The following is an 18,100-nucleotide window of genomic DNA, read 5'->3' on the forward strand; positions in this document are numbered from 1 at the left end:
TAAAGCGAATCATTATCATTAGTATTGCGATCTCGTTCTGTGCAGGATGCAATAGTTTGACTTTGAAGAGGATAAGTTTTCCGTATATTGTTTTAATCACCTGTATTTTATTGCATGTTGCTTGCATCATTGCAGTATGGAACGCATCAAAATGGTCGCAACCTGCTAAGACTGCAGCATCCTCAAGCACGGCATCGAACACTAACGCAATACATGTGACATGGGTTTTGCCACCAAAGCAAGTTCAGCATGTGCATCAAACACCTCAGCCTGAATTAATAAAAAAACAAATTACACATGATCAAGCAATTATTGCCATTAATCAGCCTAAAGCAGTGAAGGCTATAACCCAACATCACAGAGAAAAAGCAAAACAACAGGTCAATGATGCTGTAGCTGTCCCTACACCTAAAGCAATAGATTTGACAGTCCATTCAAATCAAGAACAGGTGCAACCTGTCAAGGAAACAGCGCGTCTGAATGCTGATCAACCACAAAAACCACCAACAACCAATATGGCAGAGAGCGTAGTCAAGCCAAGCCAAGCCGAGACATTGCCAACCAAGCCTTCACCAATTAAAGCCATTCATCGCCGTGTGAATTATCCCAATCGCGCACGGGCACTTGGTATAGAGGGCAAGGTCACAGCGCAGTTTGATGTATCAGAACACGGTATGGTGCGCAACATTTCTATTTTATCAGAAACACCAAAGGGTGTTTTTGCAGATGCTGTACTCCAAGACATGGCGCGATGGCGTTATGAGTCTGCGCATGAGGCTACCCAGCAAAAGGTCACTATTTTATTCAAACTCAACGGCCAAGTGGTCGTAGAAAACAACTCTCCATTATAATTGACGATGCAAGGCGCATGAGGTATGAAAAGAAAGGTTTATTTTATTTTGGCTTGCTCAACATTAGTTAATCCCGCATATGCCGAAGAAGCCATTAAAAAAGGACTAGAGGATGATCATACGCAGGCTTTAGATGAAGACACCATTATTGTACGGTCGACACCTACTAGCCAAACCACAGGCACGCAAATGATTACTGCAGATCAGATTCAGCGTATGCCAATACGTAATGGTTCAATTACAGAGTTACTTAAGAATAACCCCAATGTGCAATTCGCCAACAGTTCAGACAATGGCAACACGCCTGGGGAGTTGCAGCCAGAAAATGTATCTTTTCATGGTGAGAAGTTTTATCAAAATAATTTTATGATTGATGGCTTATCAAATAATAACACCATTAATCCTGGTGCCAACGGCGGTGAGCTCACAGCAAGTCCCGATGGTTATTCGCCAACAGACTTACCGGCAGGTGGTGCACAAAGTTTTTGGATTAATTCAGAGTTAATTGAGTCGGCAGAGGTATTTGATTCGAATATTTCTGCAAAATATGGCAATTTTACAGGTGGTGTGGTTGATGCCAAGCTTAAAAAACCAAATTTAACCAAAGCTGGCGGGCGAGTGTCTTACCGTACAACCAATGATCATCTTACACAATATCATGTCAATGAATCCATTCAGACCGATTTTGATCGTGCTGTAAATTTATATTATCAGCCTGAATTTAATAAACAATTTTATAGTTTGAGTCTAAATCAACCATTGTCTGAACGCCTTGGGATAGTTTTTTCTTATAACCGTCAGCAATCAGATATAGGTTATTTTCACCCATATTTAAATAAAAAAGATCAGCAGCAACGTTTAAGTGAAACCTATCTATTGAAAGCCATGTATTTGACAGATGGGGGAGATACGTTAAACAGCACAGTGATGTATTCACCGCATGAGTCAAAGTATTTTAAAAAAGACATTCAAAATGGAGCTTATACCAATACAGGTGGTGGTTATCGTTTTAATTTAGATTGGGAACATGTTGCTTCATGGGGGCAAGTCAAAAGTTTAATTGGCTATCAATATGAGCAAAATGATATTCAACATGAAGTTGACTATTATGCCAATTGGTACAGTAAATATCTGAACCAAGCTTCTTCAGTGATTGATTGGAATTCTACAGGTTCGGACACTACCGCAACACGGTTTGGTCAATATGGTGGTTATGGTCATTATGCCACTGAAAAAACCACCACGACGGTCAAACAAGACTATGAACTTCATCCAATTCAATGGCAGGGAGTCACACATCAGTTAGATTTAGGCTGGGAAATAAATGCTTACCAAGCGCGTTATCAGCGCTTTAACGATGTTTATATGAGTAGAGGTTCACCGACATGGAGTAAGTCAACAGCATGCCAAGTGGCTGATCCGTATTGTATTGCGGGTGAACAATATTTTAAAAGTCGAACACGATATCCTGCACGAACAGTTGAGGGCGACTATGTAAATTATGCAGTGTATTTACAAAATAGCATGTTATGGAAAAACCTAGAGGTTACCCCTGGCTTGCGTTTAAACTATGACGACTTATTAGGAAACTTTAATATCTCACCACGCTTAGCGACATCATGGGATGTATTTGGTAATCGTCATACGCGTTTATTTGCTGGGGCAAACCGTTATCATGCACAAGGTATTTTGGCCTACAAATTACGCCAAGGTATTGGTGAGTATTCTATTGAAACCCGTACAGATTCAATGTCAGCTTGGAAAGCTGGATCAGCACTTCAAGCAAGCTATGACTACAATATTTCGAAATTAAAAACGCCGTATAGTGATGAATTGAATTTTGGACTATCGCAACACCTTGGTCAAACGGTGTGGACACTCAAATATGTGAACCGACAAGGTAGAGATCAGTTTGGTCGAAATAGCAGTGTAATGAGCAATGGGCAAAAATATTATTATTTAGACAATACTGGGCATACAGAAGGAAATACAGTCTCACTGACCATTGAGCCGATTAGTCCTTATGAATTTAAATATGCTCAGCTCAAATGGATGTTTGCTGCCAATTACACTAAAAATAAATCAAGCTCGCAAACTTATTATGATTTGAGTAACACAGACCAAAATATGGTGATTTTTAAAGGGAAGTTGATGGAAAAAGGCGACATGGAAGCTTTAGATTTTAATACACCATGGACAGCTTTTTTTAACCTCGACTTAACAATTCCAAAAATTCATTTAGATTGGTCACAGCGTATCGGCTATACCGCAGGATATCGTTCTTATTCGACAAGTACAGTCAATTGTGTTGAATACTCAAGCATATGCGGTAACTATGATGGCAATGCAACATTGTATATGCCGATTAAATATAAGAATTATTTTTCATATGATTGGCATTTTAATTATCGCCAACCTATGTTTAAAGACCATGTTTTAGACATTACCTTAGATGTGATGAATGTTTTTAACAAAGCGATTGCAACGGATCAGTTGTCTACTTTATCACGCACATCAGTGAATAAAACAGGACGTCAGTTTTGGCTCGGTGCAGCATGGAGCTGGTAATTTAAACCTAAAAAAGGCTATGGATGAGTGACATCAGATTACTCATCCTTTTTTTATCGATTAAGCTGAGCTGTTTTTTATGATGCGCTATGTAGTTTGTTTTATTTATTTATTTTATGTTCAGATGGCTGTGGGTCGTGCAGCTGAAGTGATGAGCGCATATCAACCTGCACATCAGGGTCAATTGAGCAATGGGGTGCGTTATACATTGATCCCCTTAGCAGGACAGGGCAATCGCATTGATGTACGAATGATTGTGCAAGCAGGTGCGCTGCATCAAACAGAACAACAAAGTGGTGTTGCTCATATGGTTGAGCATATGGTGTTTTATCGAAGTGAACACTATCCGCAAGGACTTGCCAAATATTTGCAGTCTGAGGGATGGGAGCGTGGGAAGAATTATAATGCTATGACCAATGCAGAGCGGACACTATTTATGTTAAGTCCGCCCAAGGGTAAATTGGAATTAGCACGGAGTCTAAACACCCTTGCAGAAATTGCCCAAAATAGCCGTTTTAATGCTGAAGACCTTAAACAAGAACGTTTGGTAATTTTAGAAGAGTGGCGAGGTAAATTGGGCGTGGCTGAACGTATGAATGATCAGCGTATGAAGGCCTTACGCCTGGGTTCGTTATATCCACAGCGCTCTGTGACAGGCAATGAAAACACCATTCAAACCATGCCACTCAATGAACTCAAACAATTTTATGATACTTGGTATCAGCCTCAGCATATTCAGCTTTTAATTATGGGGGATATCGATGTCAATGCAGTAAAGCAGCAGATTGAGCAACAATTTGGACAGTTAAAACAAACTTCAACCCCAAAACCCATCTCTGCTGATGTGGCATTACAAAACCAACTGCGTGTGGTTCGTTTAAAAGACAGCGAAAGCGGTAGTAGTCAAATTTCGTTTGTTTATCGCTTTAATGATGTTTTAGCCAAACAAGCAGACACTGAAGCTGGGCTGAAACAAAGGTTAATGCATCAAATTGCATTAGAGGCATTAACCATACAACTCAAACACCAACAGCAAGTATTGCCTGATTTTGCACATCGGATTGTGGTCCGTAAATCAGAAATTGGTGCACATCAGTTTGCATTGGCTTTTTTTGCAGATGTAACACCTGGGCAGCAAGAACAGGCCTTACCGATTTTATTGGCAGAAATTGTGAAGCTGCAACAAAATCAAATTTCAGATGAAATTATTCAACAAGTTAAGAAAGATATTCAATTGACCGCTACAAAAATGGCTCAAACCAAGGAACAAAGGGAGTTTTCGGATTGGGTGAGAAAAATCGTCCCTAGCTGGCAACAAAATCAGCTTTATCGTGGCAGTGCATTCATTGGTCAGCAAGTCTTGACTGTTTTACCCCAAATCAGTACAAGCGATATTCATCAAACGATTCATGATTGGCTAACGCAAACAGATCAGTTGGTGCAATACAGCATGCCTGGACATGAAGAAATCGATTTTCCGCAACCACAAGCTATTCAAAATACATTGAAAAGATTGACCGAGCAGCGCCTCAAGCTAGCATCACCTCGGATTGACGCCGTGGCAAAACTCAATGTTCCATCAGGTCAAGGCAAAATTTTAGCTCAAGTACAACGAGCTCATGGGATTACTGAATTTGAATTAAGTAATGGTGATCGGCTCATATGGCTGACGACGCCTTTGGCTAAAAATCAGATGTATTTTACAAGCAAGTCATCTGCTGGATTTAATCGAACCGATTTAAATTCTTGGCAAGCACAAATTGCAAGTCAATGGATTGCACAGAGTGGACCACATCAATGGCAGAATACACAATATGTTCAGTGGAAAAAGCAGCATAAGGTAACCATGTCGATTGATCATCAGCCTAACTTTATGCAGTTTTCAGCACAGGCATCGGCCACGCAGTTTAAAGACCTATTACAGCTGTATGCAGCACTGCAACAACCTTACTCATTTGATCAGGCACAACTTCAACCGACTTTGGCTGAAATGATACGCATTAAAGTCATGGAGCAACAATCTGTTTCAGGACTTCGCCGATCAGATATACAGCAACTCAGATTTGGCACACGGTTGCGAGAGCCTACATCTGAACAATTACAGACCCTAAATGCACAACAACTTGACAAAGTATGGGATCACATTCGAAAAACCCCGACCATATATTATGTGCTGAGCGCTGAATCGCCTTTAGCATTTGAACATGACATTGAACGTTATCTTGCAGCACCGACCCGTGATATATCTCGTAAACAATTGAATTTTAATTCTATTATACAGCAAACCGGTCGTTTAGAAAAAATGGCTGATATTAATCTTGAGCCACGTGCAGAAATACGAGCATGGAGTATTCACCCTGTGACATGGTCACCACAACAAGCGCTGAATGTATCGATTGCTAAAACGCTTGCTGAAAAAAAATTACGCTATCAATTGCGTGATCAAATGCAAGGCATTTACCGAATGACATTCAATAGTGAACTTGATGACCAAAAAAATGCGGTATATACCGATGTTTCCTTTACTGCATCTCCTGAACGAGCAATTGCGTTATGGCAAGAGACCCAAAATGTACTCTTAAGCTTTGCCAATCAGCTGACAGCAGATGATGTTGCACAAGAAGTACAGAAACGTGTGGCAGCAGCACAACTGAAAAACAAAGACATTTTAACCTTACAAAAACGCTTGATGCTCAGTTATCAGCATTATAACGATGCTCGATATTTACAGCAGGCATCCGAGATCTATAAAAAGATTGCTTTGTCAGATATTCAACAAGCTGCACAATATTTATATGATCCAAATTATACAGCGCTATATATCACCTTTCCTCAAAAATCAGCTGTCACGCCTTTACCAAAGGCAAATGATTAATTGAACAAGCAGGTGAATATGTCACTGAACAGGCATCTTTGACCTCGTTCAGTGGCATCTGTATCAACTATGATCGATGTGCATTGATTTGTTTACGAATATCTTGAATAGATTGGATCTGCTGGTGATGATGATCAAAATTATGCGGTGCAAGCCATGTTTGTAAAACCAATTTATTGTTTGGCCATTCATCATCAATTAAAGAAAACCAATCCGTATCTCGGCTACGACCTTTATATACAATCAGTTTTCGAAATGTACCTTCATAAGAGAAACCAAGCCTTAAAGCAGCTTGTTTCGATGCTGTGTTAAAGTGGTCGCATTTCCACTCATAACGACGATATTGTAATTCATCAAATACATACTGCATTAATAAAAACTGTGCTTCAGTGGCAATTTTAGTTTTTCTTAATAAACGTGAGTAAAGCACATAACCCATTTCCACTTTGCCATTTAAGGTGTCAGGTTGTATGAGGGCAATGGTTCCGATGGCTTTTTGTGTGGATAAATCAATAATCGCAAAATGTAAATTGGTGTCACTATGCTCAAAGGTGTTTAACACTTCATATAAGTCTGAAAATTCAGCAAAGGGTCCAATTGATAACCATGTCCAATCCCGCCCATCAGGTGCTGCTGAAAATGCATCAAATAAGTCACGACCATGCTGATCGGCACTTAATGGCTCAAGATCACATGATTGCCCATGAAAGATTTTTTTTTCAGGCAGTGCTCTTGGTGCCCAATCGGGTAAAGGTGCTCCAATTTGCTGACCATATTCATTACTATACATGACACTGTGCCTAAGCTGAGATGATGTGTTTTTAGGATAATCTAATTTGTTGATACTTTTAAATGGATTAGAACGATTGGTTCTGCACTTTAAATTGACTAATTTGTAGCGGCAAAGCCCTAGGTTTACATTTTTCTTACAATTTTGGTAAAAACAAATTCATGATTTAAAATGATATTTTTAAAGTGTAATTTAAGAACTAAGTGAATGATTTAAAAAATATTAAATTTTAATTATTGATATAAAAATATTTTTTCAAATTATACCATATATTTAAAACACATAAATAATGAATATATTGTCAAACTATATTTTATATTAGTGTAATAATTCTATTATAATTTATAATAAATTGATTTTCGTACAAGAAAATATGAGACAGAGCAAACTAGGTTTTACACTTTTAGAATTATTAATCGTAGTTGTCATTATTGGATTACTCGCTGGTATTGTGGGTCCAAAATTATTCAAAAACATCAATAAATCTGAAGTCGCAACAGCAAAAGCGCAGGTAGATACATTCATTAAAGCGCTTGATACGTTCCGTATAGACACAGGACGTTATCCTTCTACTGAAGAAGGATTGGCTGCATTATCCAATCGACCAAATGGCTTACAAGGGTGGAACGGTCCTTATTTAAAAAAAGGTGCACCTGCAGATCCATGGGGTAGTCCTTATCAATATGCAATGCCTGGCCAACATGGAGATGACTATGATGTCTATTCATTTGGTAAAGATAAAAAACAAGGTGGCGATGATGATAACAAGGACATTGGTAATTGGTAGATGAAATCAAAAGGGATCTTAGGTCAGCTATTCGCAAAATCAACATTTGACCTAACAGTGTTTTTATATGAGTTTAAAACACTGTTAGAGTCAGGCGTCAGTATTGTCGAAGCTGTCGATATTTTGCTTGAGCGCGGTCAGCACTATCATGATGTGCTTTTTCCAATCTATACACATTTGAGATCTGGAAAAACCTTGTCTCAGAGTATGGCTGATCAGCCCAAATACTTTCCGGAGCTATTTGTTGCAATCATCAAGTCAAATGAAAAAACAGGCAGTTTGATTGTCGGCATTGACCGCTATTTGTCATATACCAAAAACATAGATCAAATTAAAAATAAATTAGTCAATGCGCTGATTTATCCCATGACAGTGCTTGTGATTGGGATGATTATTTTCTTTTTTCTACTGTTTTATTTGATCCCTAAGTTTTCATTAATTTATGGTGATTTAGAAATTAAATTGCCATTTTTATCTAATTTACTGATCCAATCTGGTTTTTATATTTTGCAATACCGCGTGTATTTAATTATTGGTTTGATTGGCTTATTTGGTGCATTAATTTTTTACCGAAAAAAAGCCATGGACTATAGTTTACGGCAGCTAACACAGATTAAATTCTTTGCGTATTACTACAATACCTTTGTATTTACACGATTTTACCGTGGCTTGGGATTAATGTTAGAAGGTGGTTATCCTCTAATTTATGCATTGAAAAACTGCCAAGATATTTTAGATCAATATCAAAAAGCCAAAATTCCTTTGGTTGAGCAAGGCTTAAAACAAGGCGAGAAGTTAAGTGATTTATTGCATAAGTATCAATTAACCACATCAATTGCTGATCGGCTGATTCGCAGTGGTGAAGTGAATGGCAATATCAGTAGTATGTTAGAAAAAACAGCTGAATTTCATGATGCAGAAATATCACGTTTTATTGAAAAAGTATCCAAGGTGATTGAACCGATTTTAATGATATTTATTGGGGGATGGATTGGATTTATTGTCATTTTGCTTTATTTACCAATCTTTGACATGGTGGGTTCGCTATGATTGAGCATGCGCTCTTAAAACAGTTTAAAGCTGATGCACTCAAACGTGAGAATTGGCTACAACGTGTTGATGCATCGCAGCAAAAGCAAACAATTTCAGCATTAGAAACTTTGTACGGCATTCCTTATTGGAGCACTGAGCAAGAGATTGAGTTATCTGATCACTTGATGAATTATCAAGAGATGTTTCGCTATCATATTTTGTTGGCAAAATACCAAGGTGAAGATATCTTTTTAATTCCTTCGCCTTGGCATCACAATTTAACCACGTTAATAGATGATAAGCAGGTGAGGGTATTTTTTACTTCACCTGAATTTATTCAAATTCATCTACAAAAAATTCAAAGCTTTTCTAGCAATAATAACGATCAAGATGCATCTGCTGCAAAAGACCATAAAGATCAAGATTCTGTTGAAATCATTTCTTTAAATAGCATTGCGAACACCACCAATGAAGTTGTACATACCGTAAACTCAGCGTTATATGATGCTTATATACGTAAAGCCAGCGATATTCATTTTGAAAATACATCCAATGGTTTAGTGATTCGATATCGCTTAGATGGCATCTTAATTCAAGTGAAGAAAGTATATAAAATAGATTTATCGCAGCAAATTATTTCACGTATTAAAGTCTTGGCTGAACTAGATATTGGTGAAAGTCGTGTACCACAAGATGGTCGTTTTACCATTAGTTTAGAGCATAAGTTACTTGATTTTCGTGTTTCGATTATTCCCGGAATTTTTGGAGAAGATGCGGTACTTCGTTTACTTGATAAAGATGGGGTATTAAAACAAGGTCAGAAATTACAGCTTAGTGATTTAGGTTATACCCCCAAATATTGTCAACAGCTTCATCAAATTGCTAATCAGCCTTATGGCATGGTGCTCTTAACAGGTCCAACCGGTTCGGGTAAAACCACCACAATTTATTCATTGATTAATGAAACGCTGAAGCCTTACGAAAAATTAATTACCATTGAAGATCCAGTTGAATATGCATTGGATCATGTTTTACAAGTACCAATTAACTCTAAAAAAGGTCTGACTTTTGCCAAAGGGCTGCGCTCTATTTTACGGCATGACCCTGACAAAATTTTAGTGGGTGAAATCCGAGATAAAGAAACCGGGGAAATTGCAATCCAAGCAGCATTGACCGGGCATTTGGTTTTTACCACAGTACATGCCAATAACATTTTTGATGTGGTAGGGCGTTTTCAGCATATGGAAATTGATCAATTCAATTTTGTAAGTGCTTTAAACGGAATTGTCGCGCAACGCTTAATTCGCTTGCTTTGTCCAGAATGTAAAAAGCCAGCAGATGCACATTATTATGTTGCTGTAGGTTGTCAGCATTGTAATCAAACAGGCTATAAAGGTCGTAAAGCCATTGCCGAGATTTTAGTGCTTGATGACATTTTAAAAGACATGATTATTCATCGTGCTTCTTTGGCTGAGCTTAAAAGAAAAGCAGCAGACTATGGAATTACCTCAATGCGTGATTTGGCTTTAGAGATGGCATCTGCAGGTGAAACCTCTTTAGAGGAGGTGAACCGTGTTACCTTTAAGTAAAAATAAGCCAAAATATTATTTAACCCAAAACACATTGTATTTAATTACAGCCAATGAACTGCAACTGATTGGCGCATTTCCTGATGTGTTGACCTCCAAAGATTTAAAAGAACCAAGCTTTATTTTTTTAGCAGCAGATTGCTATGAAGTGTTTATTTGCCCTGCTCAAAGTGAGTATTCACCGGCAGAATTTTTAACAGTGGCAGAAAACAGTTTTAATGCGTATTTTCCACATTTAGAAGCCATAGAGTATCAGTTGATTCTAGATCAGCCTCAATTTGATCGACCATTTTTATGTTTAGCTGTAAAAAAATATTGGCTTGAACAGTGTACAAACCAATTAACGCAAAAGAAATTTTATTCAACACAAGTACAGCCGCTTGCCACCTATATTTTCGAGAAAACAGCAAAAGATCAAGCACGTTTTATCTGTACGGAGCCTGACGTCATTACTCATTTTGTTCAAACAAATGGGGAGCTTGATATGGTGTTTCGTCAACATATGATTGCAGATGAAACAATTGATTTTAAAACATGGATGAGCTTGAAATGAGTTTTATCATTTATGACGGCAGACGGTTTAAACATCCGATTAAAGCGGCCATGTTGACTGTATTTTTTCTGCTGAGCTTATGGGGATTGAATCAGATTCTAGATCAGCAGGCTTTATTTGCTGAAGAAGAAGAGCATTTAATGACGTTGAAATCTGAGCTTGATAAATTACAGAAAAAAGAGCGTACACAACCATCTCATCACACAGGAAATGACAGTGCGATGGTGTTTGATTTAATGAATCAAGTGGTGGTGTATTCCAATGAAAAGGTGCGATTGACGAAGCTTGACTTTAGAAAAACGACCAATCAATTGGACATGAGCGGTGATGTTCAATCACTTGAAGAGCTCGCTCAGTTTAAAGATTGGTTGGTGGCATTCCCGCAAATTAAACACATTGAAGTTATTTCTAATGCGTATTTGACGGAGCAAAACAAATACCGTTATAACTTTTTTGTGAAGGTTATGCTATGAATCAAAAAAGAATAGCATGGGTCTTGAATCAGGCTGTAGATGGTCTAAATAAATTTGATTTTATCACATTATTTCTGTTGGTTTTTTTCTTGGCAAGTGCTTTATGGGTATTGCCTGAATATGAAACCAATCTGTCTAATGTGCAAAGTGACAGTCAGTCGGTTCGTAAAGAGCTTAAACAATATCGCAAACAGCAAAATCCACAAACGTCTGCAACCAAAGTTTTATTGGGTGCACCAGTCATTGAAATTTCAAAAGCCTATTCATATCAAAATATTCAAGTATTAGATGCGAAGTATGACCCTGAAGGGCATCAATTACAATTGACTGTATCAGGTGCAATTCAAACATTGCTGAATACCACACATGATTTAGAGCAATATCAAAATATTAAATTATTGGGCTTTAGCATTGTCCAAAATGAAATAAAGAACCAGCCGACTGTTCAAGTCACTTGGCAAGTGCAGGAGCAAAAATAATGCGACGTTTTTTACTGATCTTTGTATTGATTGGCACGTTAGCATTAACTGCTGCTGCGTATTTTATACCTGAAGCATATGAATCTGTGTCAGAACCTAAAGCGGTAGTGACCAAGCCGGTTCAATTTCATGCTTTAGCATCTTCTGACAACAAAGAGGTGACTGACCGTCAAACCCAACAATTTGTACCGCTGCAAACAGAACCTGAGCGAGTGACAGCTCAAGCGCAAGATGTAGAGCAAGACCATGACCCTAAACCAACTGCTCCTGAACCACCTGTAGAGCCAACGCCTGAGTTGCAATACATTGGTCAAATGACTGATTCACATGGGGTGAAGAAAGTATTTTTAACACGTGATGAGAATACTTTTGTGGCTCAAGTCGGTGATGTGGTTGAGGAACGCTGGAAAGTAAGTGCAATTGAAGACCATCAAATTAAGGTCTTTGATATGACAAATCAACAATCTTTGGTGCTATCGATTTAATTATGAAAAGATTATTTTTAACGACTTTATTATGGGGCACAGTATCATCTTCATCATGGGCGAATGTGAATGAAAATGCTTCTGTTGCAGCGTTGCTTGATACCCCAATTTCTTTAAACTTTAAAGAAGCCAATGTGAAACAAGTGATGGATGTTGTTTCACAAAGTACAGGGGTCAACTTTATTTTTGACAATGATGTCGGGACCGATTTAAAGACCACTATTTACGCCAATAATGCCAAAATGTCAGAAGCATTAGATCTGATTCTTACCACCAATAATTTGCGTTATAAAGTGATTAATCAAAAGACTTATCTTATTTATAACGATACTTTAGACAAAATGCAGCAGTATGAAGACTTGCAAATTAAGACTTTTGTACTGAAAAGTGGTGATGCAAAGAAAATACAAGATGTTTTAAAAACCATTGTTAATCCAAAGTTTATGTATATTGATGAAAAAAACCGCATCATTACATTGCGTGACCGTGATGAGGTGTTAAAAACAGCTGAAAAAATCATTGATGTATATGATCAACCTGATCCTGAGGTTGTTTTAGAGCTCAGAGTGTATGAGGTGAGTAATGAGCTGCTCAATAATCTTGGTATTGCATTGCCAGATAAAGTGTCATTGTCACCGATTAGCTTATCCGGGCAAAATGGCGTTTTAAATTTAAATGATTTGTTTCGAATGTCGAGAAGCAGCACCAGTGTTGCAGGTGTTTCGCCGCTACTTACATTAAATTTGCAAGACACCAATGGCAATGTCAGTTTATTGGCACGCCCATCGTTACGGGTTAAAAATTTAGAGAAAGCCAAGATTGTGGTTGGGGACAAAATTCCTGTGATCACATCGACCATTAACCAAGTGTCGAATGCCATTACAGAGTCTGTGAGTTATTTAGATGTAGGGTTAACATTAGAAGTTCAGCCTGAAATTCATGTTAATGATGAAGTGGGCATCAAAGTTGGTTTAGAAGTCAGTAATATTGTGAAAGAAATCCGAACCAATACAGGCTTATTGACATATCAAATTGGTACACGAAATGCCAATACTGTATTGCAATTAAAAGATGGTGAAACAGAAGTTTTAGCCGGTTTAATTCGTGAACAAGAGCGCCGTAGCAATGTCAATATTCCATTCTTAGGACGTATTCCCATTTTAGGTGCTTTATTCTCAAGTCGTTCAAAAGACAAAAATAGATCAGAAATTTTATTGTCAATCACGCCTAAAATTATTCGTCGTAATACAGAACGTTTAAATTATATTAAAGAATTTGATTCAGGTACTTATGATCATATTACTTTAAAAACCAATAATTCACCTGCCACTTTTAAAGGTGAAGTGGTGAATGTCAACACCACAGGTGGAGTGACACCTCAAGAGACCAGTATTTCATCACCAGTGAAAAGCCCAAATGCGAAGACAGCTGCAGAAAATAAAATTCAAGTGACTGTGCCTGAGCAGCTTGCAGGCACTGACCCTGCAAATATTTTTATTGAGGCTGAATCCATTTTAAAAGGCAGCAAAATTGTAGTGAAGTTTGATCGTCAAGCATTTAATTTTTCTGATATCCGCTTAATGACGCAAGCAGCTCAATCTGTCAATTATAAAACATTGGCAGATGGGGTTGAAATTACTGTCAGTGAAGATATCAAACAACAGTCTTTGGCGATTGTGGCATTGCAAATTGTTCCAGGTTACAAAGGGAAAGGTGAAATTAGTATTGAAAGTTCACATCCACAATCTGCAACACAGCAAGTTAAAAAGACCGTGGATATTAAATAATGAAACAATTCTGCGTTCGGGGCTTTACTTTGGTCGAAATTTTGGTCACGTTGACCTTAATTTCCCTGATTGCATCAATGGCGTTTCCATTGATTCAACTTGATCAAAAGCGTCAGCAAGAACGTGAGCTGAAAGAGGCATTATCACAAATTAGAACGGCATTAGATCGTTATAAACAAGCTGCAGATGAAGGGCGTATTTATATGGCAGTGGATAGCTCAGGCTATCCCAAAAAACTGAGCGATTTGGTCGATGGTGTTCCTGATTTAAAAGATATTAAAGGTCGTAAAATTTACTTTTTAAGACGAATACCTACAGACCCTTTTGTGCCAGATCAAACGGTAGGTGTTAATTCATGGGCATTACGAAGTTATGCAAGCCCACCTACTGCGCCAGAAGCAGGAGATGATGTTTATGATGTGCACTCCAAAAGTAAAAAATCATCGCTCAATGGAACAACCTATGATACGTGGTAAGCAAAAAAACTATCGAGGCTTTACACTCATTGAAATATTGGTGGTTTTGGTTATCATCGCCTCATTATTGAGTGTGGTGATGCCGAAGTATATTCGCAGTCTTGATAAAGCAAATGACTCTGCATTAAGAAGTGATTTATCAGCACTACGTATGTCAATTGATCGCTTTTATGCAGATAAAGGCTATTATCCTAAAAATTTAAATGACTTGAAAACAGAAAAATATTTGCGCCAAATCCCTGTGGACCCGATCACTCAACAAGCCAATTGGCAGTTGATTTATATTACAGTGGATGATGAACAAGTAATTTATGATGTTAAAAGCAATGCCAAGGGAACTGCTGTCGATGGTAGCCGCTATCAAAGTTGGTAATGCCCAATCGGGGTTCACCTATGTCTTTTTTTTATGGTTTATTTTGGTCTTTGGTATCATGCTTGGTACTTATATTGAAGTTACGTCTACGCAGTCAAAGCGCTTAAAAGAGCAAGATTTTGTTAATTTAGGCTTAACGTATACCAAAGCATTAGAGAATTATTATAAAGATCATTTGGTGTTTCCAAGCGACATCAATTTCTTATTGTGTGATGGTCGAAACTATCCCTGTAAACGATATTTAAGAGCACTGTATTCTGATCCACTGACCAATAAAGCATTTGTATATATTATTGATGAACAGCAACAAATTATTGGTGTAAGAACCAATGCACAAGGCGACATTATTAATGCAAAACTCAGAGAAGATTATAAAGTTGAGCATTATCAAGATTTGAAATTTGAAGCCAAGCAAGACAATCGAACGTTACAAAACTAATCAACAATGTATTACAGCATCTGTGACAGCGAGGTTATTTTGCTGTTTACCGTGACTTGTCATTTCACATTCTCATACTTACATATTTATTTGGCGATTGATGCTGTTTTTATCTGCTGAATAAATCCTATTATTTTATAAAAAACGATGTGTTACACATTTAAACAAATTATTATGATTTTTTTAATATTCATAAATTATTTTGATAATTGATTCTCTTTATTATTCTTTAAGGGAATTATTTTTTTTTGTTTATATTTGGGGTTTTATGATGAATGTGTCATTTACAAAGTGGTCTTTCCGCTTAATTGCATTAGCATTATCTACATCTGCGTTTCCAACGCATTCTAGCGATCTTCGCCGTGTGTCTTAGCCAAGTATGCCAAGTAGTTGTAATGTGTTGTATGCAAGCGGTGGTTTAGCCACAGGCGATATACAAAAGGCGTTAAATTCGTGTGCTAAGGGGAAAGCTGTTCGTTTGGCCAGTCGTGGATCAAATAATGTATTTTTAACAGGTCCATTGAATATGCCATCAGGCGTCAGTTTATCCATTGACCGTGGTGTGGTATTGCGTGCTGTTAATAAAGCATCTGTTTTTGATGATGGTGGCAAAACGTGCGGTACATTAAGTAGCGGTGGTAAAGGCTGTAAAGCAGTCATTACATTTAATAATGTCAGTAACAGTGGTATTTATGGCGAGGGACAGATTGATGGTCAAGGCGGTACAACGTTAAGTGATAAAGGCACCAGTTGGTGGAATTTATCACAAAAGGCCAAAAACTCAGGGCAAAAACAAAATGTACCGCGGTTAATTCAGATTAATGGCAGTCAAAATATTACGCTTTATAAAATAAATTTGCGAAATTCACCGAATTTCCATGTGGTATTTTATAAAAGTAATGGTTTAACCGTGTGGAATGTGAATATTAACACTCCAGCCAATGCACGAAACACTGACGGTATTGATCCAATTTCCTCAAAAAATGTGACTGTGGCATATACCGATATTAGTACAGGGGATGACAATGTCGCGATCAAAGCCAATCCGAACAGTGGTTCGGCCAGTAATATGACGTTTTTAAATAATACATTTGGCTCAGGTCATGGACTATCAATTGGTAGTCAGACCAACGATGGCGTTTATAATATTGATGTCAATCAGTTATCTATGAACGGTACAGACAATGGCTTACGCATTAAAAGCGATAAGTCATCAGCAGGTGAAGTGGCAAATATTCGTTATAACAATGTCACGATATCAAATGTAAAAAATGCCATTGTGATGGACACGGTATATGAAAACAAATCAGGTTCTTTAAGAGCGAATTGGCATGATGTGTCTTATAACAACATTACAGTGAAGGGCAATTCTAATATTATTTTTAATGGCACAAATGCGTCACGCCCATTACAAGCGACAATGACCAATATGCATTTACCAAGCAACATTGTTTGGAAAGTGAAAAACGCGAATATTAAAAAATAAAATGCGTTTCTGTTAAAGATGAGGCAGTTATACTGCCTCGTCTTTATTAATAACATGGATCAATTAGTTAGATAGCAAGGTCACTTCAATTTCTACACGTTTATGTTGTGCACGAACTTCAAAGCTGAGCTCAATATGGTTGTGTTCCTGAATATAACGAATAGATTCGATATCTAACAATTTAAAAAACTCGCCAATATGATTAAAGTCAGCACTTAATGCATTGAAATCTGCTTTAAATTCTTCGACTAATACATGTTCTAGCGCACATGATAATGATTTATTTTCTGTGGTATATTCAAAATGTTCAGTGTGTTGGGTCTGTGTGTCTTTAACCGCGCATTTCACTTGGTAGTGTAAGCTTTCGCGGTCATTTAAATAAGATGGATGTAATGCCGATTTGTCAGTATCGATAGAAAATTCAATGGCATAAGTCCAAAGATCTGTTGCACCACGAAATTGTGCCCAATCTTCTAAAAAAGCATCTTTGGCTGTAATTTCACGGCTTAAATCGATTTGTTCTATATTTTTAAAGAACTCAGGAACAAAGCCCATGGCTTTGGCATTGTCTTCACTGATGTCTTGAATTTGCTCAATCCACACTTTTTCGATGGTGAGATGCAAGCGAGATACAAATTTTGGCATCGTGTCTGCTAAACGCCATGTTCCTCTTAATGATGCAGGGCAGCCTTGAGACCCTTTATTTGATACACCATCTGCTTGATACCAATAGTTGTCATCTTCAGCGGTTTCACTTTTACATGCTTCGCTTTCGACATCGTTGTATGACCAATGGGCAGCCCAATTTTCTTGAATCCAAATACGGTCGCCAACTTTGAATGGAATGTCTTGTTCTGAAGGTGTTTGGCCTGCTTGAGGTTGTGGTTCAATAGGGACACGCAGTTGTTGTTTGGTTTTTCTAAGTATTGAGTTAACTTCGCCTGCTAGCAAAGGAATTGAAAATTCGTTCATTTAATATCCTAAAGGGGTTCAATTAAAGATGCAAATGCAGCACATTGATGTATAGGTTATAGGGCAAAGAACTGTGTGCTATAAC

Annotated in this window: 17 protein-coding genes; 15 read left to right on the top strand and 2 right to left on the bottom strand. The window is 37.7% G+C overall.

The window, feature by feature from the left end; all coding sequences use genetic code 11:
• Positions 1-56 precede the first annotated feature (56 nt).
• The 3 genes from CFY84_RS01640 (at position 57) to CFY84_RS01650 (ending at position 6,294) form a co-directional block, all read left to right on the top strand.
• A complete protein-coding gene (locus CFY84_RS01640) occupies positions 57-851 on the top strand; it encodes a TonB family protein (RefSeq protein ID WP_143218750.1) in 795 nt (264 codons plus the stop codon).
• Positions 852-875: 24 nt separating this feature from the next.
• Entirely contained in the window at positions 876-3,419 is a 2,544-nt protein-coding gene (locus tag CFY84_RS01645; RefSeq protein WP_088822438.1) for a TonB-dependent receptor plug domain-containing protein, read from the top strand.
• A 79-nt stretch (positions 3,420-3,498) separates the two neighbouring features.
• On the top strand, positions 3,499-6,294 hold the full coding sequence (locus CFY84_RS01650; protein WP_088822440.1) for a M16 family metallopeptidase: 2,796 nt from the start codon (positions 3,499-3,501) through the stop codon (positions 6,292-6,294).
• Positions 6,295-6,361: 67 nt separating this feature from the next.
• Here CFY84_RS01650 and CFY84_RS01655 read toward each other — a convergent pair whose 3' ends face one another.
• The gene (locus tag CFY84_RS01655) at positions 6,362-7,084 is read right to left on the bottom strand and encodes a GNAT family N-acetyltransferase (protein WP_088822442.1); all 723 of its coding nucleotides are present in this window, start codon (positions 7,082-7,084) and stop codon (positions 6,362-6,364) included.
• Between the two features lie 373 nt (positions 7,085-7,457).
• Here CFY84_RS01655 and gspG point away from each other — a divergent pair, with 373 nt between their 5' ends.
• The 12 genes from gspG to CFY84_RS01715 all read left to right on the top strand — a co-directional run bounded on the left by gspG (position 7,458) and on the right by CFY84_RS01715 (position 17,043).
• Positions 7,458-7,871, top strand: a complete 414-nt coding sequence (gene gspG, locus CFY84_RS01660) for a type II secretion system major pseudopilin GspG (RefSeq protein WP_088822443.1) — start codon at positions 7,458-7,460, stop codon at positions 7,869-7,871.
• The gene (locus tag CFY84_RS01665; protein WP_088822444.1) at positions 7,872-8,921 is read left to right on the top strand and encodes a type II secretion system F family protein; all 1,050 of its coding nucleotides are present in this window, start codon (positions 7,872-7,874) and stop codon (positions 8,919-8,921) included.
• Positions 8,918-10,492 carry a GspE/PulE family protein gene (locus CFY84_RS01670; protein WP_088822446.1) on the top strand — a complete coding sequence of 525 codons (1,575 nt, stop codon included), beginning with the start codon at positions 8,918-8,920 and terminating at the stop codon, positions 10,490-10,492. Before CFY84_RS01665 ends, CFY84_RS01670 begins: the two co-directional genes overlap by 4 nt.
• A complete protein-coding gene (locus CFY84_RS01675) occupies positions 10,476-11,045 on the top strand; it encodes a hypothetical protein (protein ID WP_088822447.1) in 570 nt (189 codons plus the stop codon). Before CFY84_RS01670 ends, CFY84_RS01675 begins: the two co-directional genes overlap by 17 nt.
• The gene (locus tag CFY84_RS01680) at positions 11,042-11,518 is read left to right on the top strand and encodes a hypothetical protein (RefSeq protein ID WP_143218751.1); all 477 of its coding nucleotides are present in this window, start codon (positions 11,042-11,044) and stop codon (positions 11,516-11,518) included. Before CFY84_RS01675 ends, CFY84_RS01680 begins: the two co-directional genes overlap by 4 nt.
• Positions 11,515-11,997 (top strand): hypothetical protein, encoded by a 483-nt coding sequence (locus CFY84_RS01685; RefSeq protein WP_088822451.1) that lies wholly within the window; start codon positions 11,515-11,517, stop codon positions 11,995-11,997. The genes CFY84_RS01680 and CFY84_RS01685 overlap by 4 nt, the downstream gene beginning before the upstream one ends.
• The gene (locus CFY84_RS01690; RefSeq protein WP_088822452.1) at positions 11,997-12,482 is read left to right on the top strand and encodes a hypothetical protein; all 486 of its coding nucleotides are present in this window, start codon (positions 11,997-11,999) and stop codon (positions 12,480-12,482) included. Before CFY84_RS01685 ends, CFY84_RS01690 begins: the two co-directional genes overlap by 1 nt.
• Positions 12,483-12,484: 2 nt before the next feature.
• Positions 12,485-14,269, top strand: a complete 1,785-nt coding sequence (locus CFY84_RS01695) for a FecR domain-containing protein (protein ID WP_088822453.1) — start codon at positions 12,485-12,487, stop codon at positions 14,267-14,269.
• Positions 14,269-14,745 (top strand): type II secretion system protein, encoded by a 477-nt coding sequence (locus CFY84_RS01700; protein WP_088822454.1) that lies wholly within the window; start codon positions 14,269-14,271, stop codon positions 14,743-14,745. Before CFY84_RS01695 ends, CFY84_RS01700 begins: the two co-directional genes overlap by 1 nt.
• Positions 14,732-15,118, top strand: a complete 387-nt coding sequence (locus CFY84_RS01705; RefSeq protein ID WP_088822455.1) for a type II secretion system protein — start codon at positions 14,732-14,734, stop codon at positions 15,116-15,118. Before CFY84_RS01700 ends, CFY84_RS01705 begins: the two co-directional genes overlap by 14 nt.
• Positions 15,093-15,557: a hypothetical protein gene (locus tag CFY84_RS01710; RefSeq protein ID WP_088822457.1), complete on the top strand. Its 465-nt coding sequence runs from the start codon at positions 15,093-15,095 to the stop codon at positions 15,555-15,557. Before CFY84_RS01705 ends, CFY84_RS01710 begins: the two co-directional genes overlap by 26 nt.
• 379 nt (positions 15,558-15,936) lie before the next feature.
• Positions 15,937-17,043: a glycoside hydrolase family 28 protein gene (locus CFY84_RS01715; RefSeq protein ID WP_088822458.1), complete on the top strand. Its 1,107-nt coding sequence runs from the start codon at positions 15,937-15,939 to the stop codon at positions 17,041-17,043.
• A gap of 63 nt (positions 17,044-17,106) precedes the next feature.
• Here CFY84_RS01715 and CFY84_RS01720 read toward each other — a convergent pair whose 3' ends face one another.
• A complete protein-coding gene (locus CFY84_RS01720; RefSeq protein ID WP_088822460.1) occupies positions 17,107-18,015 on the bottom strand; it encodes a hypothetical protein in 909 nt (302 codons plus the stop codon).
• Positions 18,016-18,100 lie beyond the last annotated feature (85 nt).

The sequence above is a fragment of the Acinetobacter apis genome (assembly GCF_900197575.1).
GTDB classification, from domain to species: Bacteria; Pseudomonadota; Gammaproteobacteria; order Pseudomonadales; family Moraxellaceae; genus Acinetobacter; species Acinetobacter apis.